Here is a 23,221-nt window from a genome sequence, read left to right as displayed (position 1 = left end):
GGTAGCAGGGTATGCAAGTGAAGCGCTTTTTTGCCGCCGACATGCGTCAAGCGATGAAGCTGGTTCGTGACGAGCTGGGTTCGGACGCCGCGATCATTGGCAACCGCCGTATTGCCGGCGGTGTAGAGCTCACTGCCGCGCTCGATTACAAACTCTCCGCACTCGCACCGCGAGAGCCCAACCTGGAACTGGAAAACGAATTGCGCAAGACTCAGTCGCGCATCGTTTCGGCTCAGGCTGAACTCACCACGCGTGGCCAGGACAGCGACGGCACCAACAACCGTCAATTGTTCGCCGGCCTGCCGCTGACGGCTGTCGAGCCGCTCATCGAACCCAATATCGAAGACCAACTGCGTGGCGGCAGCAAACCTGCGCCCGCGGCGGCGGCTGCACCGGCAGCGCCGAGCGTTGACCCGCGGCTGTTCGACTCGATGCGTCAGGAGCTCAACGGCCTTCGCGAATTGCTCGAAGTGCAACTGGGTTCGCTAGCCTGGAGCCAATTGCAGGGCAGCCGCCCGGAGCAAGCCAACCTGTGGCGCCGGCTTCAGCGTATCGGCTTGTCTGGCCCACTGGCGCGTGACCTGTTGGCGCAAGTCAATGACTACAGCGAGCCTCGCCAGGCCTGGCGCATGCTGCTGGCGCACCTGGCGCGGATGATCCAGACGCCCGAGGCAGAGCCGCTGGAAGAGGGCGGTGTGATTGCCATGGTCGGCCCTGCCGGCATGGGCAAGACCACCACTCTGGCCAAGCTCGCCGCGCGATATGTGCTTAAATACGGCGCGCAAAATATCGCATTGGTGAGCATGGACAGTTTCCGCATCGGGGCACAGGAGCAACTCAAGACGCTGGGGCGCATCCTCAACGTGCCTGTAACCCATGTCGACCCAGGCCAATCGCTGGCCCAGGCGCTGGAGCCATTGCTGCGCAAGCGCGTTGTGCTGATCGATACCGCCGGCCTGCAAGCCAGCGACCCGGCCCTCAAGCTGCAGCTGGAGAGCCTCGCCGGCCGCGGCATTCGCTCGCGCAACTACCTGGTGCTGGCCACTACCAGCCAGAAACAAGTGCTGCAGGCGGCTTACCACAGCTACAAGCGCTGTGGCCTGGCCGGCTGCATCCTGACCAAGCTCGATGAAACCGCCAGCCTCGGCGAAGTCCTGAGCCTGGCGATCAGTCAAGAATTGCCCGTGGCGTACCTGACCGATGGCCCGCGCATTCCTGACGACCTTCACCTGCCGCGGCGCCATCAACTGGTCAGCCGTGCCGTCAGTGCTCAGATCCAGGACGAACCCAGCGAAGAGGCCATGGCCGACATGTTCGCGGACCTGTATCACAGCCCTGGCAAGCGGGCAGGGTGAAGGTAATGAACGTTTTGCAATCTACCTGCGCGTCGCGCTGCCTCAAGGCAGCATCGCGTGGCCTCGGTCTGAAGTGACAAGGTAAGGAACGAATGGGCAGCATGCATCCCGTACAGGTGATCGCGGTGACCGGCGGCAAGGGTGGCGTCGGCAAAACGAACGTGTCAGTGAACCTCTCGCTGGCGCTGGCAGAGCTTGGCCGAAGGGTCATGCTGCTGGACGCCGACCTGGGACTGGCCAACGTCGATGTGCTGCTCGGGCTGACCCCAAACGCACCCTGGCCGATGTGATCGAAGGCCGCTGCGACCTGCGCGACGTGATCCTGCAGGGGCCTGGCGGCATCCGAATCGTGCCGGCCGCCTCCGGTACCCAGAGCATGGTTCACCTGACCCCGGCCCAGCATGCCGGGTTGATCCAGGCGTTCAGCGAAATCGGCGACAACCTCGACGTGTTGATGATCGACACGGCAGCCGGGATTGGCGATTCGGTCGTAAGCTTCGTGCGCGCAGCTCAAGAGGTGCTGCTGGTGGTGTGCGACGAGCCCACCTCCATCACCGATGCCTACGCGCTGATCAAGCTGCTCAATCGCGACTACGGCATGAATCGTTTCCGGGTGCTGGCCAACATGGCCCAGAGCCCCCAGGAAGGTCGGAACCTGTTCGCTAAGCTGACCAAGGTGACCGACCGCTTTCTGGACGTCGCGCTGCAGTACGTTGGCGCGGTGCCCTACGACGAAACCGTGCGCAAAGCCGTGCAGAAGCAGCGGGCGGTCTATGAGGCGTTCCCACGCTCCAAGTGCGCGCTGGCCTTCAAGGCCATCGCGCAGAAGGTCGACAGCTGGCCGCTGCCGGCCAACCCTCGCGGGCATCTGGAGTTCTTCGTGGAACGATTGGTACAGCAAACCAGTGCGGGGCCCGTATCATGAGTGCCAGCGGATACCGGATGTACAACAAAGCGTCACGCGAATCGCAGCAATATGAGCTGATCGAGCGCTACGCGCCCTTGGTCAAGCGCATTGCCTACCACTTGCTGGCGCGCCTGCCGGCCAGCGTGCAGGTCGAGGATCTGATTCAGGCCGGCATGATCGGCCTGCTCGAAGTTTCGACCAAGTACGACTCCACCAAAGGCGCAAGCTTCGAGACCTACGCCGGCATTCGCATTCGTGGCGCGATGCTCGACGAAGTACGCAAGGGTGACTGGGCACCACGTTCGGTGCACCGCAATACCCGCATGGTCAGTGACGCGATTCGCGCAGTTGAAGCAAGAACTGGCCGCGACGCTAAAGATCACGAGGTTGCTGCCGAACTCAAGATGAGCCTGGACGAATACTACGGGATTCTCAACGATACCCTGGGTAGCCGGCTGTTCAGTTTCGACGACCTGTTGCAGGAAGGCGAACACGAAGGGGCCCATGATGAGGGGGCGGTCAGTGGTGAGCCATCGCGCGGGCTGGAGGATGAACGCTTCCAGAAAGCCCTCGCCGATGCCATCGCCAACCTGCCGGAGCGCGAGCGCCTGGTGTTGTCGCTGTATTACGACGAGGAGCTCAACCTCAAGGAGATCGGTGAAGTGCTCGGTGTCAGCGAGTCCCGTGTGAGCCAGTTGCACAGCCAGTGCGCAGCGCGTTTGCGCAGCCGGTTGGGTGAGTGGCGGGCCCGCTGAAGAAAGCAAAGTTTGAATGATTTGCTGGATCAAGGCGCTGGCTGTGTGATATCACGCCCGCCACGCCTGCTCAGGCAGTTGCGTGTGTTGTATCGGATCGATTGACTCGCGCCCCGAGGGGTTGGGCGCGTTTAGGACTGCTTGGAGGTCTACTTGGACAAGAACATGAAAATCCTCATCGTCGATGACTTTTCGACGATGCGGCGGATCATCAAGAACCTGTTGCGTGACTTGGGGTTCACCAATACCTCGGAAGCCGACGACGGGATTACTGCATTGCCGATGCTGCAAAGCGGTAGTTTCGATTTCCTGGTGACCGACTGGAACATGCCCGGGATGACCGGCATCGATCTGCTGCGCCAGGTACGCGCCGACGACCGCCTCAAGCACCTGCCGGTGCTGATGGTGACCGCCGAAGCGAAACGTGAGCAGATCATCGAAGCGGCCCAGGCCGGCGTCAACGGCTATGTGGTCAAGCCTTTCACCGCTCAGGTGCTGAAAGAAAAGATCGAAAAGATCTTCGAGCGTGTAAACAGCTGAACTCCGCCACGGGGGCACCATGGAGCCTAAGAATTCGTCGCTGGGTGACTTCGAGTCCACCCTGAAAAAACACGCCCATGAGTTGGTCGACCGGTTGGAACAAGGGAAGTTTGCCGATGCCGTCGAGCTGATCCATGAGCTGAACCAGGCCCGCGACCGCGGCTTGTATCAAGAGGTCGGCAAGCTGACTCGGGAGCTTCACAGCGCCATCGTCAGTTTCCAGATCGACCCGCGCCTGCCGGATTCGGCCGATGCCTCGCAGATCACCGACGCGACCGAGCGCCTTGACTACGTGGTTCGCCTGACCGAACAGGCCGCCAACCGGACCATGGACCTGGTCGAGCAAAGCCTGCCGATTGCCCATGATCTTGGCGACTCGGCCAAGGCCCTGCGCAGTGACTGGCAACGGTTCATGCACAAAGAGATGGGTGCCGAGGAATTCCGCGAGCTGGTCAAGCGCGTGGACGGTTTCCTGGCGCACAGCGAAACCGAAGCCACGGGGCTGTCGAGCAAGCTCAACGACATCCTGCTGGCACAGGACTTCCAGGATCTGACCGGCCAGGTCATCAAGCGTGTGACCGGCCTTGTCACTGAAGTCGAAAGCAATCTGCTCAAGCTGGTGCTCATGGCCGGCTCTGTGGATCGCTTCGCGGGCATCCGCCATGACCGCGACGAACTGGAACGCGAAAAACAAGGAAAAATATCCCGAAAGGGGTGAAGGTCCGCAGATTCATGCCGATAAGCGTGAAGACGTGGTATCCGGCCAGGACGACGTTGACGACCTGCTGTCGAGCCTGGGCTTCTGAGCCCAGGGTTTTGACGGTGTTCTGGGCAGGGCGGGTTCATTAGAGACCACAGCCGGGCCGCACATAATGAATTCCAGGGAGCACCTACATGAGCTTCGGCGCCGATGAAGAAATCCTCCAGGACTTCCTGGTAGAGGCCGGCGAGATCCTCGAGCAGTTGTCCGAACAGTTGGTCGAGCTCGAAAGCCGGCCTGACGATGCGGACCTGCTCAACGCTATTTTCCGCGGCTTCCACACCGTCAAGGGCGGTGCGGGCTTCCTGCAGCTCAATGAGCTGGTTGAACGCCGTCACATCGCCGAAAACGTGTTCGACATCCTGCGCAAGGGTGAACGCCGCGTCGACGCCGAATTGATGGACGTGGTGCTGGAGGCGCTGGATACGGTCAACAGCATGTTCGGCCAGGTGCGCGAGCGCACCCAGATCACTCCGGCCAGCCGCGAGCTGCTGCAAGCCCTTTCGCGCCTGGCCGAGCCGGCAGGTGCTGCGCCTGCTGCTGCCCCTGAGCCGGTTCCGGTCTCGGCCCCGGCCTCGGCTCCAGAGCCTGTTCAGCCTGCAGGTTCGGAGAATATTTCCGACGCCGAATTCGAAGCGTTGCTGCACTCGCTCGACAGCGAACATGCAGCGCCTGCCGCCGCCGCTCCCGCGCCGGTTGCCGCCAGCGGCGATGTGCCGGCCGACGAAATCACCGATTCCGAATTCGAAGCCCTGCTCGATCAGTTGCATGGCAAAGGCCAGTTCGCCGCTGAAAAGATTCCGGGTGCCGCCGCTGCCCCTGCGGGGCAGGCGGCGCCTGCGAGCGACGAAATCACCGACACCGAATTCGAAGCCTTGCTCGACCAGTTGCATGGCAAAGGCAGCTTCGCCGCAGACAAGCTGCCGGCTGCTGCGCCGGCCGCCGCTGAGGCCTCCAGCGCCACGGCTGCGCCGAGCGGCGACCTGATCACTGACTCCGAATTCGAAAACCTGCTCGATGAGCTGCACGGCAAGGGCAAGTTCGTGGCGCCCGCAGCGCCCGCCGCTGCCGTAGCGCCACCACCACCACCACCGCCCGCAGCCGCCAAGCCCGCTCCAGCCGCCGCGCCGGCTGCCAGGCCAGCACCGGCAGCGGCACCTGCTGCCGCTCCGGCGCCTGCAGCGCGTGCCGCTGCGCCGGCGGGTGACAAGCCTGCCGCAAGCGAAGCGGAAACCACTGTGCGGGTCGACACTGCGCGCCTCGACGAGATCATGAACATGGTCGGCGAGCTGGTGCTGGTACGTAACCGCCTGGTGCGGTCGGGTGCCAACAGTGGCGACGAGGCCATGGCCAAGGCGGTATCGAACCTGGACGTGGTGACTGCCGACCTGCAGACCGCGGTGATGAAAACCCGCATGCAGCCGATCAAGAAAGTCTTCGGCCGCTTCCCGCGCCTGGTCCGTGACCTGGCGCGCCAGCTCAAGAAGAAATCAACCTCGAGCTGGTGGGCGAAGAAACCGACCTCGACAAAAACCTGGTCGAAGCATTGGCCGACCCGTTGGTTCACTTGGTGCGCAACGCGTGCGACCACGGCGTGGAAACACCGAGGAGCGCGAAGAGTCCGGCAAGGTGCGCAGCGGCCGCGTGGTGCTCTCCGCCGAGCAGGAAGGCGATCACATCCTGCTGTCGATCTCCGACGACGGCAAGGGCATGGACCCGAACGTCTTGCGCGCCAAAGCGGTGGAAAAGGGCCTGATGGACAAGGACGCAGCCGACCGCCTGAGCGAATCGGACTGCTACAACCTGATCTTCGCCCCGGGCTTCTCGACCAAGACCGAAATCTCCGACGTGTCCGGCCGTGGCGTGGGCATGGACGTGGTGAAAACCAAGATCGCCCAGCTCAATGGCTCGATCAACATTCACTCGGCCAAAGGCCAGGGCTCGAAGATCATCATCAAGGTACCGCTGACGCTGGCGATCATGCCGACGCTGATGGTGATGCTGGGCGACCAGGCCTTCGCCTTCCCGCTGGTGAGCGTCAACGAGATCTTCCACCTGGATCTGTCGCGCACCAACGTGGTCGACGGCCAGGAAGTGGTGATCGTGCGCGACAAGGCATTGCCGCTGTTCTACCTCAAGCGCTGGCTGGTGCACGACGGTGTGGCTGACGACGAACAGCGCGAAGGCCATGTCGTGATCCTCTCGGTCGGCACCCAACGCATCGGCTTTGTGGTCGATCAACTGGTCGGCCAGGAAGAAGTGGTAATCAAGCCACTGGGCAAGATGCTGCAAGGCACACCGGGCATGTCCGGGGCCACCATCACTGGCGATGGCCGCATCGCGCTGATTCTTGACGTGCCCAGCATGCTCAAGCGCTACGCCTCTCGGCGCATCTGAAATCCTCGGGGCCGGCTCGCCGCCGGCCTTGGGTAATGGAGTGAACAATGGCAGTGAAAGTCCTGGTGGTGGACGACTCGGGTTTCTTCCGGCGTCGCGTCTCGGAGATCCTCGCGTCGGACAGCACCTTGCAGGTGGTCGGCACCGCGACCAACGGCCGTGAAGCCATCGACCAGGCCCTGGCGCTCAAGCCCGATGTCATCACCATGGACTACGAGATGCCCATGATGGACGGCATCACTGCGGTGCGGCACATCATGCAGCGCTGCCCGACCCCGGTGCTGATGTTCTCCTCGCTCACCCATGAGGGTGCCCGTGTAACGCTCGACGCGCTGGATGCCGGTGCCGTCGACTACCTTCCCAAGAATTTCGAAGACATCTCGCGCAACCCCGACCGCGTCAAGCAGTTGCTGTGCGAGAAGATCCACACCATTGCCCGCAGCAATCGGCGCTTCAGCGCGTTTTCGACGCCTGTGGCGGCGCCGGCTGCCGCTGCGCCGCCGCCGGTCACGGCTCGCAGCACCAGCACCACGCCTGCACATCGGCCGTTGCCTGCGGCGCCAGCCAGCCGTGCGCCGCAGCCTGCTGCGGCAGCACCCAGCCCACCCCCCAAGCGCAAGGCCTACAAGCTGGTGGCGATCGGCACCTCCACCGGTGGGCCAGTGGCGCTGCAACGCGTACTCACACAACTGCCGGCGAACTTCCCGGCACCGCTGGTGCTGATCCAGCACATGCCTGCCGCGTTCACCAAGGCATTCGCCGAACGCCTCGACAAACTCTGCAACATCAGCGTCAAGGAAGCAGAAGATGGCGACCACCTGCGACCTGGCCTCGCGCTGCTGGCCCCTGGGGGCAAGCAGATGATGGTCGATGCGCGCGGCACGGTGAAAATCCTGCCGGGCGACGAGCGTCTGAATTACAAGCCCTGCGTCGACATCACCTTCGGGTCGGCGGCCAAGTCGTTTGGCGACAAGGTGCTGGCGGTGGTGCTGACCGGTATGGGCGCCGACGGCCGTGAAGGTGCACGCCTGCTCAAGCAAGGCGGCAGCCAGGTATGGTCGCAGGATGAAGCCAGCTGCGTGATCTACGGCATGCCCATGGCCATCGCCAAAGCGGGCCTTGCCGATGCGGTCTACAGCCTTGATGACATCGGCCGCCACCTGGTGGAGGCGTGCCACTGATGGATGTTCTGAGCCTGATTGGCGTCATCCTCGCGTTCGTGGCCATCATCGGCGGCAACTTTCTCGAAGGCGGGCACCTGCCGTCGCTGGCCAATGGGCCGGCGGCACTGATCGTGCTGGGCGGCACCCTGGCTGCGGCGTTGCTGCAAACGCCGATGGGTGCGTTCAAGCGCGCAGTGGGGATCCTGCCCTGGGTGTTCGTGCCGCCACGCATCGACCTTGCCAGTGGCATCGACCGGGTGGTCGGCTGGAGCCTTGTGGCGCGCAAGGAAGGCTTGTTGGGCCTTGAGGGCGTCGCCGACAGCGAGCCGGATCTTTATGCGCGCAAAGGCCTGCAGTTGCTGGTCGATGGCGCTGAGCCCGAATCCCTGCGGGGCGTGCTCGAAGTCGACTTTCTGACACAGGAAGCCCGCGACCTGGCAGCCGCTAAAGTCTACGAGTGCATGGGGGGCTATGCGCCCACCATCGGCATTATCGGCGCGGTGATGGGGTTGATCCACGTGATGGGCAACCTGGCCGATCCCTCGCAGCTGGGCAGCGGCATCGCGGTGGCTTTCGTGGCCACCATCTACGGCGTTGCCTCCGCCAACCTGATTCTGCTGCCAGTAGCCAACAAGCTCAAAGCCATCGCCGCCCGCCAGGCGCGCTATCGCGAGATGCTTCTGGAAGGGCTGTTGTCGATCGCCGAAGGCGAGAACCCACGGTCGATCGAACTGAAGCTGCAAGGCTTCATGGGGTGAACTGATGCGCCGCAGGCCCGCCGAAGAACATGAAAATCACGAGCGATGGTTGGTGTCCTACGCCGACTTCATCACCTTGCTGTTCGCTTTCTTCGTGGTGATGTATTCGATCTCCTCGATCAACGAAGGCAAGTACAAGGTGCTTTCGCAAACGCTGGTGGGCGTGTTCAACGATCAGGAGCGCAGCACCAAGCCTATTCCGGTCGGTGAAGAGAAGCCGCTTTCCACTCAGGTAGCCGACCCGCTGGATGCCCAGGGTGATAACACCGACTCGGCCATCGGCCAGGCTGAGCCATTGAAGATGATTGCCGACCAGGTGCGCACCGCCTTTGGTGACCTGATCGCCAGCGACCAGATGAACGTGCGTGGCAACGAGCTGTGGATCGAGATCGAGCTCAAGTCCGGTTTGCTGTTCCCCAGTGGCGATGCGATCCCCAGCGACCAGGGTTTCCAGATCATCGAGAAGGTAGCGAAGGTGCTGGCACCGTTCGCCAACCCCGTTCACGTGGAAGGCTTCACCGACAACCAGCCGATCCGTACGGCGCAGTACCCGACCAACTGGGAGCTTTCCACTGCTCGGGCTTCCAGCATCGTACGGATGATGGCCATGGACGGTATCGACCCGCGCCGCCTGGCGGCCGTGGGTTATGGGGAGTTCCAGCCAGTGGCCAGCAACGAGAGCGCTGATGGGCGCTCGCGCAACCGCCGCGTGGTGCTGGTGGTCTCGCGCAACCTCGAAGTACGCCGCAGCCTGACCGCCACCGGTACCGCCAATGCGCAGCCGGATGCGGCCATGCGCAGAGCTGGCACACAAAGTGCACCGGATGGCGCATCCCAGCAGGGTTCCGGGCAGGGTGTCAAAACCCCGGCGCCTTCTGCCAACCCGTAATTCAGAGTCAAGTGCATGAGAGTGTGGGCAATCGCCAATCAGAAAGGTGGGGTCGGCAAGACCACCACCACCATCGCCCTGGCGGGCTTGCTGGCTGACGCCGGCAAGCGCGTGGTGGTGGTCGACCTGGACCCGCATGGCTCGCTTACCAGCTATTTCGGGCTTGACCCCGACGCGCTGGAACACAGCAATTTCGACCTGTTCCAGCACAAGGGCGGTGTGCCCGATGGCCTTGCCGGGCAATTGCTGCAGCCCACCACTCACCCCTCTATCTCGCTGCTGCCTTCGAGTACCGCGCTGGCGACGCTGGAGCGCCAGTCGCCCGGGCAGAGCGGCCTCGGGCTGGTGGTGGCCAAGGCGTTGGCGCAGCTGTGGCAGGATTTCGACTACGCACTGATCGACAGCCCGCCCCTGCTGGGCGTGCTGATGGTCAACGCACTGGCGGCCAGCCAGCAGCTGGTGGTGCCTTGCCAGACCGAACATCTGGCGGTCAACGGTTTGCAGCGCATGGTCAACACGCTGGCGATGATCAACCGTTCACGCAAACAGCCTTTGCCGTTCAGCATCATCCCGACCCTGTTCGACCGCCGCACCCAGGCGTCGCTGAGCACCCTCAAGGTGCTGCGCGAGAGCTTCCCGCAGAACGTGTGGGAGGGTTATATCCCGGTCGACACGCGCTTGCGCGACGCCAGCCGTGCTGGCGTAACGCCGTCGCAGTTCGACCCCAAAAGCCGTGGCGTGACGGCCTACCGCGCGTTGCTCAAGCACCTGCTTGGGCAGCAGCTCACCACGCAGGTGGCCTGAGATGAATCGCCCCGTGGATATCGCCAAGCGCCCGCAGCAGGCGCTGCAGAGCTACCTCGATGGCCTGTTGCAGGAAGCCACCGAGGAGTTCGAATGGCCGGCTGAACCTGTGCCGCAGGCCGCGCCGGTCTCATTGGCGGTGGCTGCGGCCAGCGAACCGGCCACTGACCTGACGCTGGATGAATTTCGCGCAGCGGTGCTCGAGGAACAGGTGCGCGACGCACGCCGCGGGCCTCTCGAAGCGGCCCCGCAGCCTGCGTTGATTCGGCCTGACGAACCCTTGCCCTGGGCGCCGGCGCCTGAGGCCAGCTCTCCAGTACTGGCCCAGGCTCTACTGTTGCCCACTACGTTGCCTGTAGCAGAGCCTCAGCCGATCATTGCGCCAGTACCCACCCCAGTCAGCGCTCCCAGGCCTGTGGCGAGCGAGCCGATCTCGGCCGTGCCAGCGGCCGCTCCTGCGCTGAATCACGGCGGGCCTGCCACACCGACTTTCGATGGCCGCCCCGATTGGGCAGCCGAGCCGTTCGAGTGCCTGCTGTTCGATGTCGCTGGCCTGACGCTGGCTGTGCCGCTGGTATGCCTGGGTTCGATCTATCCGCTGGCTGGCCAGGAGCTGACGCCGCTGTTCGGCCAGCCTGAGTGGTTTCCAGGCATCCTCACTTGCCAGGCGGGCAACCTCAAAGTGCTCGACACTGCGCGTTGGGTGATGCCCGACCGCTATCGCGACGATTTCCAGCAAGGCCTGCAGTATGTGATTTCCGTGCAGGGGTACGAATGGGGGCTGGCCGTACACCAGGTCAGCCGCTCGGTCCGGCTGGAGCCGGGGCAGGTGAAGTGGCGCGACCAACGCGGGCAGCGGCCATGGCTGGCTGGCACGGTGGTCGAGCACATGTGCGCGCTGCTGGATGTGGCTGCGCTCGCCGAACTGATCGCCAGCGGTGCGATCAAGCGCCAGATGCAGGAAGCCAAGGACAAGGCTGCCGCCGAAGCTCGTGCCAAGGCGCAGCAAGCCAAAACCAGAAAACGATAGCTCGCGCAGCCGCGCGGCTTACACTGAACGACAAAACGCCACACAGGCAGCGAGGGGTTAAGGGTTATGAAGAAGTCGTCCGCTCAGGGTTCCGAAGATCCGATCCTGCAATGGGTCACCTTCCGCCTGGATAACGAAACCTATGGCATCAACGTGATGCAGGTGCAGGAAGTGCTGCGCTACACCGAGATCGCACCGGTACCGGGGGCACCCGCCTACGTGCTGGGCATCATCAACCTGCGCGGTAACGTGGTCACGGTGATCGACACCCGCCAGCGCTTTGGCCTGGCCTCGTCGGATGTGACCGACAACACCCGCATCGTGATCATCGAGGCCGATAAGCAGGTTGTCGGCATCCTGGTCGACAGCGTTGCCGAAGTGGTCTACCTGCGCCAGTCGGAAGTCGAAACCGCGCCGAACGTGGGTAACGAAGAATCGGCCAAGTTCATTCAGGGTGTGTGCAACAAGAACGGCGAGCTGCTGATCCTGGTCGAGCTCGACAAGATGATGAGCGAAGAAGAGTGGTCGGACCTGGAGAACCTCTAACGTGGTTTTCGAAGCTGCGGTGGTCGTGCTGGCCGTCCTCTGGGTTGGCACGATCGCGCTGTTCCTGCAATACACCCGGGGCCAGCAGCGCCTGGCGGCCGAACAGGCCGCCGGTGACGCCTTGCGCGACCAGCGCATCCGCGACCTGCACAAGCGCCTGGACGATTATCAGAACGGCACCGTGCGCATGGGTGAAGCCATTCACGAACTGCGCGCGGTGGTGTCGCCGATTCCGGACAAGCTGCTGCAGCTGGAGCAGCGCGATCCTGAGACGCTCTCGTTTGCCCAGGCCGCCAAGTTGGTGAACATGGGGGCCAGTGTTGACGAGCTGACTCAGGCCTGTGGGTTGACACAGGCTGAGGCGGAGTTGATGAGGAAGTTGCACGGCCATTGATCTCTCCTTGGCAACGGCTCGTTTACTTCGTCGTTCAAAGATCGGTTCGGGAGCGTTAGCTACCCATTCAGCCCGTCGGTCTACGGTTCTGCGCTGCGGCCCTTATGTCGCTGTTCCGCAGGTTCTGCTCCGGGGCACTGAACCTCAGGTCATCTATTGGAATCTGACGCTCAACGCGCGGTCTCTGTGGCGTAGGGAGGTATCGACCGCCCCTCCTTCCAGCCTGGCCGAGCAAACTGAAGAAGCCTCCGACGAGCCCAATGGATCCGACAATGCCTGCCGCTATGAACAACCCTTGGCTCTCCTTCCCAGTGGCCTTCTGAATGGCCCCAATGCCCGCGAGGACTGCCCCCGCAATCAGAAAAGCCAGGGCAAAAAAGCCACTATGCCCATCAAGATCCCGGTAATTGACCGGATCCTGCTTGCAATATCTGTAACTGTTGAGCCCGCCGACGCCAAACGGACTGTCTGAATCCGAGCGGCTCCAAAGCATGAGGCCTGGCAAGTAGCGCCGATAACCCTGACCCAGCAGATAGGCTTGCTCAGGGTTTTCAAGCCATTGGCCATGCAAGGCACAATGTGAATTGGCAGGAGCACAACCGAAGCCGAAAGGAGTCAGCCGGCTTCGGCCGCCGTTGGAGGCAAGCACGCTGCCAGCTGTGTCGCAGCCCAGTAGTAACCGGCTGAGAGTCCGATTGGCAGGTGAACGATGAGTTGCACTAACGCTGTTCATGAGGGTCACCAAGCGATGCGATGACCTGCATTTAAATACAGTTGAAGAGCCGAGGTAACTGTAAGAGTTATCAGCTATGACGCTGCATCAGCCAACCAAACACCAGCGCAGTCGTACCCCACAGCAGTACCTGAATCCCCATCGCGACACTTCGGAACTGCCACAGCAGATTCGCCGAAAAATGTTCCGGTACTTCGTTCACCGATGGAAATAGCGCGGCCGCAACCATCACGACCACGCCGTACAACGCCACGGCTGCCAGTGAGGCATTCCAACCGCCCCAGCGCGGAAAAAAAGCCCGCGCTGTATTGACCGCCAGTACCATCGCTGCAACCGACACCAGGATCATCAGAAAGAACAATCGCGTGCGCGCCCCGATGGTGTCCGGGTCGCCCACCGCTGGCGGGTTGGCCGGGTACTTGAGCCCAGGCACCAGGTAGACGGCCACGAACGCCAGCACCGCCAGCAGCAGCGCCAGCCCGCGCGGGCCCAGGCCAAAGGCGCGCAGCCGGCCCATGGCATAGGCGAATACCAGGGCGAACAGCCCGCCCATCGACAGGCTGTAGACCATCACCCCCGTGAACAACCCCGCGCCCGCTTGTACATCACGGCTGAACACTTCCTCTTCTTCTTCCGCGCCGGCATCGCCATGGCTGTGCTCATGCCCGGCGCTGGCTTCGAACGCAATCGCTCGCTCCACTTGCGGCTCACCGAACACCTTGGCAAAGGCGAATGCCAACAGGCCTGCGAGCAGGCCTGCGATCAGCCCGCGCAGCAACAGATTACCCATCATGTGGTGATGCTCCGGTCAGTGGCAGGGAAAGCCCAGCAGGTGGCGGCCATCGTGCACGAACTCATGCACTGCAGTACCGGAGAAAATCGCCGTGGCGCCTTGCTCGGCACCGACGAAGTACAGCGCCAGCATCAGCAGCAGGCCAGCGAACACGGCCCAGGGCAAAATCTGGCTGAGGGGGAGGGCAGGCAGCGACAGGTCGTCGCGCGCCGGGGAAAAAGCGGCTTGAATCGGCATAGGTAGCTCCTGGGAGAAACGCGTCCCGTGAGTGGAAGGTAGGCAGCACAGGGTCTGGCTCTCGCTGGGCGATTACAGTGGCGCGACCGCGCCGGGGTTTCACCGGCTTCCTGTACAGCGCCTGCACGATACAACGTTGGCCGGCAAGCTCCAAGGTGTAAGTGGTTGCGAGCAAGCCGTGGCTGCCCGACACTGGGCGGCTCAGACCCTGCCAGGCGCGCTTTTCATGATCGAATTCAAGAACGTCACCGCATTCCAGCAACAGCATCAGGTGTTCGATGGCTTCTCCCTGCACATCGGCGAGCAGGAGCGAGTGGCGATTCTGGGGCCCAATGGCGCGGGCAAGAGCACGCTGCTCAAGCTGGTGACCCGTGAGATCTACCCGGTGGTACGCGACGGCAGCCACTTGAAGCTGTTCGGTGATGAAACGGTGAATCTCTGGGCCCTGCGCGCCAAGCTCGGGTTCGTGTCGCAGGATTTGCAGGAAGACTACACGCCTTACACCACTGGGCTTGAGGTGGTGCTGTCAGGCTTCTTCGGCGCGATCGGCGCGCACGGGCACTTGCAGCCCACTTCGGAGCAGATCGCCAAGGCTCATGCGATGCTCGAGGTTGTCGAAATGGCCGATTACGCCGAACGCATGTTCCAGCGGCTCTCCACCGGGCAGAAGCGCCGCCTGCTGCTGGCCCGTGCGCTGGTGCACGAACCGCGCGCGTTGATCCTCGATGAGCCGGCCAACGGCCTGGACATGGGCGCAAGCCTGGGCATGCTGGCGTTGATGCGTAAATTCTGCGGGCAGGGCAGGGGCATGATCGTCACCACCCACCATATCGACGAGATCATCCCGGAGATCGACCGAGTGGTGCTGATTGCGCAAGGCAAGCTGGTCGCCGACGGTCCCAAGGCCGAAGTGATTACCAGCGAGAACCTTTCCAGGCTTTACCACACACCGCTGCGTATCACCGAGCAAGGTGGCTGGTATCGCTGCTGGCATGCCTGAAGGGCAAAAAACCGGTTTGGCAGTGAAATTTTCGGGCGCTTGGCGGTTCACAAAAGGATACCTGGACAAGAGGAATCTCCGATGCACCACCAGCCTCGCCTGACCCCCGTCAAACGCCTGCATCCCCAGCCGCCTCCCAAACGCTGGTTATGGCTGGCGGCTAGCGCTGCATTGGTTGGCCATGGCCTGCGCCAGGGCGGCGCCAGTGGGCTGTTGCAAGCGGCGGCCGGCGCCTGGGCAGGCTGGCATGGTTACCGAAGCGGCGAATCGCCAGTCAGGGAGGTGCTGGCAAGCCCGGTGGTGGCACGGAGCATCACCCTGAACAAACCTCTGGAAGAGGTGATCGGTTTTTGCCGCAACCCGGCCAATATCGGTGAATTGTTGTCGTGGGTGGACACCATCGAGGAAGTCGGCCCGGCGACTTATCGGTGGGCTGTGCGCGGGCCCGGCGAGCGCACCTTGCACTGGCGTGTGGAGCAATACGAGCCCGAACCGGGCCACGTGTTGAACTGGCGCACGCCAGCGGCCAGCCCATGGCCGATGGACATCAGCGCACGCTTCACTCCCGTGCGCCATGGCACCCAGATCAAGGTGCTGCTCAGCGCCCAGGGCCTGAGCGGGCCGGCCGGGCAGGCGCTCGGCCAGCGGCTGGGGCGGTTCGCTGATCAGGCGCTGCTGCAACTGCTGCAACACATTCGCCAACGCCTGGAAACCGGTGAGGCCAGGCTCGAAGACGCCGATGCGCACGATTTTCTCTTCGTACACCCTGTCAGCCAGTAGGCAGGCGCTACCCTTTATTCGTGCCGAGTCTCGCCGCTGAACACCAGCACTTGCCGGCACGTACGGCACAGATAGCGCCGGCCCTGCCGGACCATCGCATGGCGTTGGGCGGTGAAGGCAAAATCGCTGCCTTCGCATGGGCAGCGGTAGATGTAACGCATCACCTGGCGGCGCTTGATCTCGTAGCTGTGGCAGCGCTGCGGTGGCAGCTCGTAAACCCCACGCATGATCAGCTGCCATTCCGCGCCATGCGGCGCGATGCGTTCACCGAACAGCTGGTGGGCTACCAGGTGCGCGACCTCATGGGCAACGGTCTGGCGCAAAAAGTCTTCGCTGTTTTCCCGGTACAGCTGAGCGTTGAAGCGCAGCTTGTTCTCGTGAAGGTGTGCCACACCCGCTTTTTGCCCTCGCAGTGCAAGGCTGACAACCGGGCGGCGGAAGGGGCGCTTGAAAAAGGCTTCGGCCTGGGTAAAGCAATGCTCGACCCGTTCGAAAAGGGGATCAGACATGATTCGGGCTCCGTAGGCCGCCATTATGCCCGTTCGCCGAGCGCACCGCTGCGCCGCCGGTCCTCGCGGTGCTGCGCATGCTGCGGGCTGAAGCCGATGCAGGTAGAATGCGCCGCTTCATGTCACGCTTGCGGGTCTTTTACACGCCATGGGCACCCTTTCGGTCAACCAGAACAAACTCCAGAAACGCCTGCGCCGCCTGGCCGGCGAAGCCATCGCCGACTTTAACATGATCGAGGACGGCGACAAGGTGATGGTGCGCCTCTCCGGCGGCAAGGACAGCTACACGATGCTCGACGTGCTGCTGCACCTGCAGAAGGTGGCCCCGATCCGCTTCGAGATCGTGGCGGTGAACATGGACCAGAAGCAGCCCGGCTTTCCCGAGCACGTGCTGCCGGCGTACCTCGAACAGCTGGGTGTGGCCTATCACGTGATCGAGAAGGACACCTACTCGGTGGTCAAGGAGCTGATTCCCGAGGGCAAGACCACCTGCTCGCTGTGCTCGCGCCTGCGCCGCGGCACACTCTACACCTACGCCGATCAGATCGGTGCGACCAAAATGGCGTTGGGGCATCACCGCGACGACATCGTCGAGACCTTCTTCCTCAACATGTTCTTCAACGGTTCGCTCAAGGCCATGCCGCCAAAACTGCTGGCCGACGACGGCCGCAACGTGGTGATCCGCCCGCTGGCCTACTGCGCCGAGAAAGACATTCAGGCCTATTCCGACCTCAAGGGGTTCCCGATCATCCCGTGCAACCTGTGCGGCTCGCAGGAGAACCTGCAGCGCCAGGTGGTCAAGGACATGCTCGTGGAGTGGGAGCGCAAGCACCCTGGCCGCACAGAGAACATCTTCCGTGGCCTCCAGAACGTGGTGCCTTCGCAACTGGCCGACCGCGACCTGTTCAATTTCGCCGACCTGCGCATCGACACCAGCGCAGCGCCGCGTTTCGTGGAGTTGATGAACCTGTGAAAAAGTATGCATGGCTGATGTGCGTGGCGCTGGCCGCGTGCAAACCGAGCGTGGACACCTCGACCACCGATGCCTGGGTTGGCCGTTGGGTCGGGCCCGAGGGCCTGGCCCTGGAAATCACCCGCCCTGACGGCGCGCAACCGGGCCACTACCGCCTGAGCATGCAATACACCCTCGACGACCGCGGTACCTTCGACGGCGTAGCCCGGGCAGGCGGCATCGGCTTCAGCCGCCCGGATGGCGAGCAGGTGCTGCGTGCCACGGACGGTGATGGTACCGGCATGAAATGGCTGGCCGGCAAGCATGATCGCCTGGTGGTCAAACCGGGCGAAGAGGGCTACTGCCGCGGTTGATCAGCGTTCGGTAAGGCCGAAGGCGGTGAGCGCGAACACCGGCACACCGGCCTGGCGCAGCCGGTCGGCGCCGCCGAGTTCCGGCAGGTCGATGATTGCCGCCGCTTCCTGAACGTGAGCGCCCATGCGCCGGGCCAGGTTGGTGGCAGCCAGCAGGGTGCCGCCGGTAGCGATCAGGTCATCGAACAGCACCAGTGAGTCGCCTTCGCACAGGCTGTCGCTGTGCACCTCCAGAAAGGCCTCGCCGTATTCGGTCTGGTAGCCCTCGCTGAGCACATCGGCCGGCAGCTTGCCCTGTTTGCGGAACAGAATAAGCGGCAGGTTCAGCTCGTGGGCCACTACAGAGCCGATCAAAAAGCCCCGCGCGTCCATTACGCCGACATGGGTGATCGGGCTTTCGACATAACGCTCGACGAAGGCATCGATCACGCTGCGCATGGCGCGGGGGGATTGAAACAGCGGGGTGATGTCGCGAAACACCACGCCCGGCTTCGGGAAGTCCTCCACCGGGCGGATCAGGGCTTTGCAGGAATCGGCGTCAAAAGGCATGGGTGCATCTCAGGCTAGCGTTTGGCCAGCCAGTATAACCGTCAGCCCTGCATCGCGCCGCCGGCCAATGCACACAGCTCGATCGGGTCGAGGATGCGCACCTCCTTGCCGACTGCCTCGATCAGCCCGCCTTGCTGAAAGCGGGTGAACACCCGGGACACGGTTTCGACCGCCAGGCCCAGGTAATTGCCGATCTCGTTGCGCGACATGCTCAGGCGGAACTGATTGGCCGAAAAGCCCCGCGCCCTGAAGCGCGCCGACAGGTTCACCAGAAAAGTGGCGATGCGCTCGTCGGCGGTTTTTTTCGACAGCAGCAGCATCATCTGCTGGTCGTCACGGATCTCCCGGCTCATCACGCGCATCAGTTGCCGGCGCAGTTGCGGCAGTTGCACCGCCAACTCGTCGAGGTGTTCGAAGGGGATTTCGCAGACCGAAGTGGTTTCCTGCGCCTGCGCCGAGACCGGATAGGCCTCGGTGTCCATGCCTGACAGGCCCACCAGCTCGCTGGGCAGGTGAAAGCCGGTGATCTGTTCCTGGCCTGCGTCGCTCAGGCTGAAAGTCTTGAGGGCGCCTGAGCGCACCGCATAGACCGAGCCGAAACGATCACCCTGGCGGAACAGGAATTCGCCTTTTTTCAGCGGGCGGCCGCGTTTTACGATGTCGTCGAGAGCGTCCATGTCCTCAAGGTTCAGCGAAAGCGGCAAACACAGTGGCGCCAGGCTGCAATCCTTGCAGTGTGCCTGGTGCTGGCTGCGCTTGAGAGGTTCGGACATGACAAGTTCCTTTGTTTTCAATACACATACGAATGGGAAGGGTAATCGATGGACGGTCCGCTGCCCATCGGGTTTAAGCATAGCTATCAGATCACGCGCGAATACCGGGGCATGGCCTGCTCGCCCAGATAGGCGTCGAACAGCATGCACACAGCCCGCACCAGCAGGCGCCCAGCGGGCAGGATACGAATCCCCCGGGCATCCAGCGCCAGCAGGCCGTCACTGGCCATGCGCTGCAGCTGCGGCCAGGCATTGGCGAAGTAGCGGGGAAGTCCACCGCAAAGCGCCGTTCGATGTCGGCGAAATCCAGCGCGAAGTGGCAGATCAACTGCTGTATCACCGCCCGGCGCAGGCGATCGTCTTCATCGCACACATAGCCGCGGCGGGTGGCCAGTTGCAGGCCGGCCAGGCTCGCCTGGTAACCGTTGAGGTCGCTGTCGTTCTGGCACAACAGTTCGCCCACCTGGCTGATGGCCGAAACGCCCAGGCCGATCAGGTCGCAGTGGCCGTGGGTGGTGTAGCCCTGGAAATTGCGCTGCAAGGTGTGCTCTTCCTGAGCGATCGCCAGCTCGTCGTCGGGCATGGCGAAATGGTCCATGCCGATGTAGCGGTAGCCTGCGGCAGTGAGCCGCTCGACGGTTTCCTCCAGCATGCGCAGCTTTTGTGCAGGGCTGGGCAATTCGGCGGTGTTGATGCGCCGCTGCGGCGCAAACCGGTCAGGCAAGTGCGCGTAGTTGAACACCGACAGGCGATCGGGTTGCAGCGCCAGCACCTCGTTGAGGGTGCGGGCGAAGGTTTCCGGTGTTTGCCGCGGCAGGCCGTAGATCAGGTCGAGGTTGATCGAGCGGTATTGCAGGGTACGCGCCGCTTCGATGATCGCCAGCGTCTCATCGAGTGTTTGCAGGCGATTGACTGCCCGTTGCACGTCGGGGTCGAGGTCCTGCACGCCCAGGCTGATGCGGTTGAAACCCAGCTCGCGCAGCAGGCCCATGGTCGACCAGTCGGCTTCGCGAGGGTCGATCTCGATGCTGTAGTCGCCGCTGCCGTCATCGAGCAGGTTGAAATGCTCGCGCAGTGTGCCCATCAACTGGCGCAGTTCGCTGTGGTTGAGGAAGGTTGGCGTGCCGCCACCCAGGTGCAGTTGCTCCACGCGCTGGTCGGGGGAGAGGTGGCAGGCGATCAGCCGGATTTCCTGCTCCAGGCGCTGCAAGTAGGGCGCTGAGCGGCTGCGGTCTTTGGTGATGACCTTGTTGCACGCGCAGTAGTAGCAGATGTGCGGGCAGAACGGCAGGTGAACGTACAACGACAGCGGCCGCTCTGCACGGCGGCTCTCGCGCAGGGCGTGCAGCAGGTCGAACGTGCCGACCCCCGGGTTGAACTGCAGGGCGGTAGGGTAGGAGGTGTAACGCGGGCCGGCCTGATCGTAGCGGCGGATCAGCTCGGGGGCCCAACTGGGGGTATCGAACATGGCGGTACCTGAAGGCACGGGGGCGGGAATGGCGGCAGTTTAGAGCGCGGCCCTCGGGCCACCTTTGATCTGGATCAATTTTCGATTGGGCCTCCGACCGCTCAAGCGACAGGCGTACCGGCCGATAGCCTTATTGCTGGATGTTTCAGCAACCGAGGCGGCAATTTGCCGCAAGCCCAGGCTGGGCGTGGGCTGCCGCTGGTCGTGCCGGGCTGCAGCTTGATTGAATGTGCGCTGAACCGCCGCATCACAAGGGATGTGTTTCCCGTGAGGCGGCGCTATGATCCGGGTGTAGCAGCCGCGTTTGCTGCCGCGTAGTCGACCCCAAGGGGGCAAATATGAAGAGCACCAACCTGTTCAACTGGCTTCAAGACCTCGCCCGCGCGCTGGGCCTGATTCCACCACCGCTGCAACCGGTGCCGATCCCGGCCGACAATGAGCGCAACGGTCGCCGCCCTCGGCGCTGACAAGCCACGGCCACCGCTCGTCGGGCACTTTCGGCATCACCTGCGGTCGATGATTGGCGAACTGCCAGCAATTGGGCTGGCGGCCCTTCAAGCGACCGTTGATGCCGATTACCCGTCGAACCCTGCTTTCCAGCCTCGCCCTGGCGCCCTTGGCCGTTGTGGGGTGCACCCGACAGCAGGGCCGCGACATCACTCGTCAGTTCGGTGAAACCCGTCCTCAGGAGTTTTTCCAGACCAGCGTAGACCGCATGGCCACCCTCGCCATGCGCGACAACATGGAAAGCCTCTTCCTGCTGATGCGCAAGCTCTATCTGCGCAATCCGCTGGAGCTGAAGAAGTCGGGTTACCTGGATGTGATTACCGCATCCCGGCAGGTACGCAACGCTATCGAACAGCAGCAGCCCATGCCTCAGCTCGGCCAGCGCCGCGACCTGGCCGCCTTGAATTACGCGCTGGGTCCGGAGTTTCTGGGTGATCGCGTCGGTGCTTTCATTTATGCCATCGGCAGCATGATCGTGACCGCCCATGGGCATCGCACGGTGTTCTACATGACCGATGTGATCGACCCCAAATTCGTCAACAACGCCGCCCGCAACATCGAGAAAGCCACCTGGATGCTCAGCCAGCGCCAAGGCAGGAACGGCCAGCCGCTGCTGTTTTCCAACGAAATTTCCGAAGAGGGCAGCAACCTGAGTTTTGCCACCGAGTTCGGCAAAATCGTTGCTCGGCTCGACCTGCTTGCGCAGCTGCTCGATGAGCGTTACCGGCGCATCGGCCTGAACTACGCGCAAAGCCTGCTATTTCTCAATTTCCTGCCAGTGCAGTGAGCTTTGACGCAACAGCTCCAGATAGCGCTGCGCTCCCAGCCCCAGTGGCCGCTCGCGTGACCACACCACATCTACCCACAGCCTGAGCTGATTGCTCATGTGCTCGAAGCAGATCACTTCCAACGCACCACTGGCCACCAGCGGGCGTACCAGGCTCTGTGGCAGATAAGCCCAGCCCAACCCGGCCTGCACGAGGCTCAATGTCGCCAGGTGGCTGTCGGTCAGCCAGTACTGGCGTGACAGCAGCACCCGAGGCGCTGCGCTGTCGGCGCTGTGGCTTGCGACCAGGATCTGCCGCAGCAAGGCCAGGTCATCGGCGCACAGGCGGCCGTTGCACTGCTTCAGGATCGAATGGGCAGGGGAAATCACCGCAACCAGGGTTTCACTAGCCAACTCGTCGAAGTCTTCGCGTTCATCCATCGTCGGCCGTTCGAACACAATGGCCAGTTGCGCCTGCCCTGCATGCAGCATGGCCAGCGCGTCGGCCTGCGGCGCGCTGCGAATTTCCACCTCAAGGTTCGGGTAAGCCTGAGCCAGCTCGGCCAATGGCGCACTCCAGGCCGCTGACAGCAGCTCGGGGGCGACCGCCAGTGTGAGCCTGCTTTCGAGCCCCTGGTGCAGTTGCAAGGCGTGGGCGTTGAGCTGCGCCAGTTGATGGGTGATTTGCCGGGCCTGCACCTCCAGCGCCCGTGCAGCAGGGGTGGGGCGGGCCTCGCGGCCACTGCGCTCGAACAATGGCAGATCAAGTTCAGCCTCCAGTTGCCCGATCATCATGCTCACGGCCGAGGGCACACGATTCAGGGCGCGAGCGGCAGCGGAGAACGACCCGTGGTCAATCACTGCGAGTATCAATCTAAGGGTTTCACTGTTGAGTGCCATGGCCGGCCTGTCAGTTTTTCTGAAAGAACCTGACTTTATCATTCAGCGGATGCATAGCAGTATCCCCGCCAAGCCATTCAGGAAGGGATCAGTCTCATGCAAGGCGTCAAGCGTAGGATCGTCTATGTCACGCTTTATGAAGGTATCGCCATCGCCTTCAATTCATTCGTGCTCTCGCTGCTGGGACATGATGCGGGGCATGCAGGTGGCGCGGCAGTAGGGGCGTCGGTCGTGGCGATCCTCTGGAACCTGGCCTGGAACGGAGCATTCGAGGCGTGGGAGAAGCGCCGGCGTGATCGCACTCGCACGGTGTGGCGGCGTGTTATCCATGCGGTGGGGTTCGAGGGCGGGCTGGTGGTGATTCTGGTGCCGCTGTTCGCGGCTTGGCTCGGGATCAGCTGGTGGGAGGCGTTCGTGCTGGATCTTGGCTTGCTGGTCTTCTTTCTCGTGTACACCTACGTGTTCAACTGGGCGTTCGACGCGATATTCGGCCTGCCGCTGTCGGCGCAGCCCGATAGCAGCAGCGAGCTGAAAGCCTCTGGTTGAAGGCAGCATGAGCCATTCTCGAGGGCGGTAACGTGT

The 23,221-nt window shown here is 62.9% G+C and carries 24 protein-coding genes and 4 pseudogenes; 20 read left to right on the top strand and 8 right to left on the bottom strand.

Annotated features, from left to right (window positions below; all coding sequences use genetic code 11):
• The first annotated feature begins 11 nt into the window (after nt 1-11).
• The 13 genes and pseudogenes from flhF (at nt 12) to LN139_RS12630 (ending at nt 12,298) form a co-directional block, all read left to right on the top strand.
• Nucleotides 12-1,355 (top strand): flagellar biosynthesis protein FlhF, encoded by a 1,344-nt coding sequence (flhF, locus tag LN139_RS12690; RefSeq protein WP_236353968.1) that lies wholly within the window; start codon nt 12-14, stop codon nt 1,353-1,355.
• A 92-nt stretch (nt 1,356-1,447) separates the two neighbouring features.
• Nucleotides 1,448-2,280 (top strand): annotated as a pseudogene (gene fleN / locus LN139_RS12685) (flagellar synthesis regulator FleN).
• Nucleotides 2,274-3,017, top strand: coding sequence for an RNA polymerase sigma factor FliA (gene fliA, locus LN139_RS12680; protein ID WP_236360385.1), 744 nt, complete (start codon nt 2,274-2,276; stop codon nt 3,015-3,017). The pseudogene fleN and the gene fliA overlap by 7 nt, the downstream one beginning before the upstream one ends.
• Nucleotides 3,018-3,182: 165 nt before the next feature.
• The gene (locus LN139_RS12675) at nt 3,183-3,557 is read left to right on the top strand and encodes a chemotaxis response regulator CheY (RefSeq protein ID WP_236353967.1); all 375 of its coding nucleotides are present in this window, start codon (nt 3,183-3,185) and stop codon (nt 3,555-3,557) included.
• 19 nt (nt 3,558-3,576) lie between these two features.
• Nucleotides 3,577-4,363: pseudogene (locus LN139_RS12670) on the top strand (protein phosphatase CheZ).
• A gap of 88 nt (nt 4,364-4,451) precedes the next feature.
• Nucleotides 4,452-6,714: pseudogene (locus LN139_RS12665) on the top strand (chemotaxis protein CheA).
• A gap of 47 nt (nt 6,715-6,761) precedes the next feature.
• Nucleotides 6,762-7,895 (top strand): protein-glutamate methylesterase/protein-glutamine glutaminase, encoded by a 1,134-nt coding sequence (locus LN139_RS12660; protein WP_236353966.1) that lies wholly within the window; start codon nt 6,762-6,764, stop codon nt 7,893-7,895.
• Nucleotides 7,895-8,635: a flagellar motor protein gene (locus tag LN139_RS12655; protein WP_236353964.1), complete on the top strand. Its 741-nt coding sequence runs from the start codon at nt 7,895-7,897 to the stop codon at nt 8,633-8,635. The genes LN139_RS12660 and LN139_RS12655 overlap by 1 nt, the downstream gene beginning before the upstream one ends.
• A gap of 1 nt (nt 8,636) precedes the next feature.
• Entirely contained in the window at nt 8,637-9,524 is an 888-nt protein-coding gene (gene motD, locus LN139_RS12650) for a flagellar motor protein MotD (protein WP_236360383.1), read from the top strand.
• Between the two features lie 15 nt (nt 9,525-9,539).
• Nucleotides 9,540-10,328: a ParA family protein gene (locus tag LN139_RS12645; protein WP_236353962.1), complete on the top strand. Its 789-nt coding sequence runs from the start codon at nt 9,540-9,542 to the stop codon at nt 10,326-10,328.
• A 1-nt stretch (nt 10,329) separates the two neighbouring features.
• The gene (locus LN139_RS12640; RefSeq protein WP_236353961.1) at nt 10,330-11,358 is read left to right on the top strand and encodes a CheW domain-containing protein; all 1,029 of its coding nucleotides are present in this window, start codon (nt 10,330-10,332) and stop codon (nt 11,356-11,358) included.
• 66 nt (nt 11,359-11,424) lie between these two features.
• On the top strand, nt 11,425-11,904 hold the full coding sequence (locus LN139_RS12635) for a chemotaxis protein CheW (RefSeq protein WP_097084943.1): 480 nt from the start codon (nt 11,425-11,427) through the stop codon (nt 11,902-11,904).
• Nucleotide 11,905: 1 nt separating this feature from the next.
• A complete protein-coding gene (locus LN139_RS12630) occupies nt 11,906-12,298 on the top strand; it encodes a DUF2802 domain-containing protein (RefSeq protein ID WP_236353957.1) in 393 nt (130 codons plus the stop codon).
• 67 nt (nt 12,299-12,365) lie between these two features.
• Here the strand turns inward: LN139_RS12630 and LN139_RS12625 are convergent, their stop codons facing one another.
• The 3 genes from LN139_RS12625 to LN139_RS12615 form a co-directional block, all read right to left on the bottom strand.
• A complete protein-coding gene (locus LN139_RS12625; RefSeq protein WP_236353955.1) occupies nt 12,366-13,031 on the bottom strand; it encodes an RHS repeat-associated core domain-containing protein in 666 nt (221 codons plus the stop codon).
• 70 nt (nt 13,032-13,101) lie between these two features.
• Nucleotides 13,102-13,824 (bottom strand): CbtA family protein, encoded by a 723-nt coding sequence (locus LN139_RS12620; RefSeq protein ID WP_268944733.1) that lies wholly within the window; start codon nt 13,822-13,824, stop codon nt 13,102-13,104.
• Between the two features lie 15 nt (nt 13,825-13,839).
• Nucleotides 13,840-14,061, bottom strand: a complete 222-nt coding sequence (locus LN139_RS12615) for a CbtB domain-containing protein (RefSeq protein ID WP_236353954.1) — start codon at nt 14,059-14,061, stop codon at nt 13,840-13,842.
• A 226-nt stretch (nt 14,062-14,287) separates the two neighbouring features.
• On the opposite strand from LN139_RS12615, the gene LN139_RS12610 reads away from it, so the two are divergent.
• Together LN139_RS12610 and LN139_RS12605 are read left to right on the top strand one after the other, a co-directional pair.
• Nucleotides 14,288-15,061 carry an ABC transporter ATP-binding protein gene (locus LN139_RS12610; RefSeq protein ID WP_236353953.1) on the top strand — a complete coding sequence of 258 codons (774 nt, stop codon included), beginning with the start codon at nt 14,288-14,290 and terminating at the stop codon, nt 15,059-15,061.
• 81 nt (nt 15,062-15,142) lie between these two features.
• Entirely contained in the window at nt 15,143-15,841 is a 699-nt protein-coding gene (locus tag LN139_RS12605; protein WP_236353942.1) for an SRPBCC family protein, read from the top strand.
• 14 nt (nt 15,842-15,855) lie between these two features.
• On the opposite strand, the gene LN139_RS12600 is transcribed toward LN139_RS12605, so the two are convergent.
• Entirely contained in the window at nt 15,856-16,350 is a 495-nt protein-coding gene (locus tag LN139_RS12600) for a SprT family zinc-dependent metalloprotease (RefSeq protein ID WP_236353937.1), read from the bottom strand.
• Nucleotides 16,351-16,498: 148 nt separating this feature from the next.
• Between LN139_RS12600 and ttcA the strand changes: the two genes are divergently transcribed.
• The gene (gene ttcA, locus LN139_RS12595; RefSeq protein WP_236353930.1) at nt 16,499-17,323 is read left to right on the top strand and encodes a tRNA 2-thiocytidine(32) synthetase TtcA; all 825 of its coding nucleotides are present in this window, start codon (nt 16,499-16,501) and stop codon (nt 17,321-17,323) included.
• Nucleotides 17,320-17,676 carry a hypothetical protein gene (locus tag LN139_RS12590; RefSeq protein WP_236353926.1) on the top strand — a complete coding sequence of 119 codons (357 nt, stop codon included), beginning with the start codon at nt 17,320-17,322 and terminating at the stop codon, nt 17,674-17,676. Before ttcA ends, LN139_RS12590 begins: the two co-directional genes overlap by 4 nt.
• Here LN139_RS12590 and LN139_RS12585 read toward each other — a convergent pair whose 3' ends face one another.
• The 3 genes and pseudogenes from LN139_RS12585 to hemN all read right to left on the bottom strand — a co-directional run bounded on the left by LN139_RS12585 (nt 17,677) and on the right by hemN (nt 20,466).
• A complete protein-coding gene (locus tag LN139_RS12585; RefSeq protein WP_236353920.1) occupies nt 17,677-18,225 on the bottom strand; it encodes an adenine phosphoribosyltransferase in 549 nt (182 codons plus the stop codon). It lies immediately after the preceding gene.
• A 41-nt stretch (nt 18,226-18,266) separates the two neighbouring features.
• Nucleotides 18,267-18,998, bottom strand: a complete 732-nt coding sequence (fnr, locus tag LN139_RS12580; protein WP_236353919.1) for a fumarate/nitrate reduction transcriptional regulator Fnr — start codon at nt 18,996-18,998, stop codon at nt 18,267-18,269.
• An 86-nt stretch (nt 18,999-19,084) separates the two neighbouring features.
• A pseudogene (gene hemN, locus LN139_RS12575) lies at nt 19,085-20,466 on the bottom strand (oxygen-independent coproporphyrinogen III oxidase).
• A 338-nt stretch (nt 20,467-20,804) separates the two neighbouring features.
• On the opposite strand from hemN, the gene LN139_RS24870 reads away from it, so the two are divergent.
• Together LN139_RS24870 and LN139_RS12570 are read left to right on the top strand one after the other, a co-directional pair.
• Nucleotides 20,805-20,933, top strand: coding sequence for a PA1414 family protein (locus LN139_RS24870; RefSeq protein WP_268944732.1), 129 nt, complete (start codon nt 20,805-20,807; stop codon nt 20,931-20,933).
• Between the two features lie 101 nt (nt 20,934-21,034).
• Nucleotides 21,035-21,760, top strand: a complete 726-nt coding sequence (locus tag LN139_RS12570) for a hypothetical protein (protein ID WP_236353911.1) — start codon at nt 21,035-21,037, stop codon at nt 21,758-21,760.
• On the opposite strand, the gene LN139_RS12565 is transcribed toward LN139_RS12570, so the two are convergent.
• Nucleotides 21,731-22,639 (bottom strand): LysR family transcriptional regulator, encoded by a 909-nt coding sequence (locus LN139_RS12565; RefSeq protein ID WP_236353909.1) that lies wholly within the window; start codon nt 22,637-22,639, stop codon nt 21,731-21,733. The two genes, LN139_RS12570 and LN139_RS12565, sit on opposite strands and share 30 nt — an antisense overlap.
• A 96-nt stretch (nt 22,640-22,735) precedes the next feature.
• Here LN139_RS12565 and LN139_RS12560 point away from each other — a divergent pair, with 96 nt between their 5' ends.
• Complete coding sequence (locus LN139_RS12560) at nt 22,736-23,185, top strand: PACE efflux transporter (RefSeq protein WP_236353907.1); 450 nt, start codon at nt 22,736-22,738, stop codon at nt 23,183-23,185.
• Nucleotides 23,186-23,221: the final 36 nt, after the last annotated feature.

Origin of the sequence: Pseudomonas sp. KNUC1026, from assembly GCF_021650705.1 — a bacterium.
GTDB lineage: Bacteria > Pseudomonadota > Gammaproteobacteria > Pseudomonadales > Pseudomonadaceae > Aquipseudomonas.
Note: the sequence above shows the minus strand (reverse complement) of the source record. Positions and strands in the feature narration are given on the sequence as shown.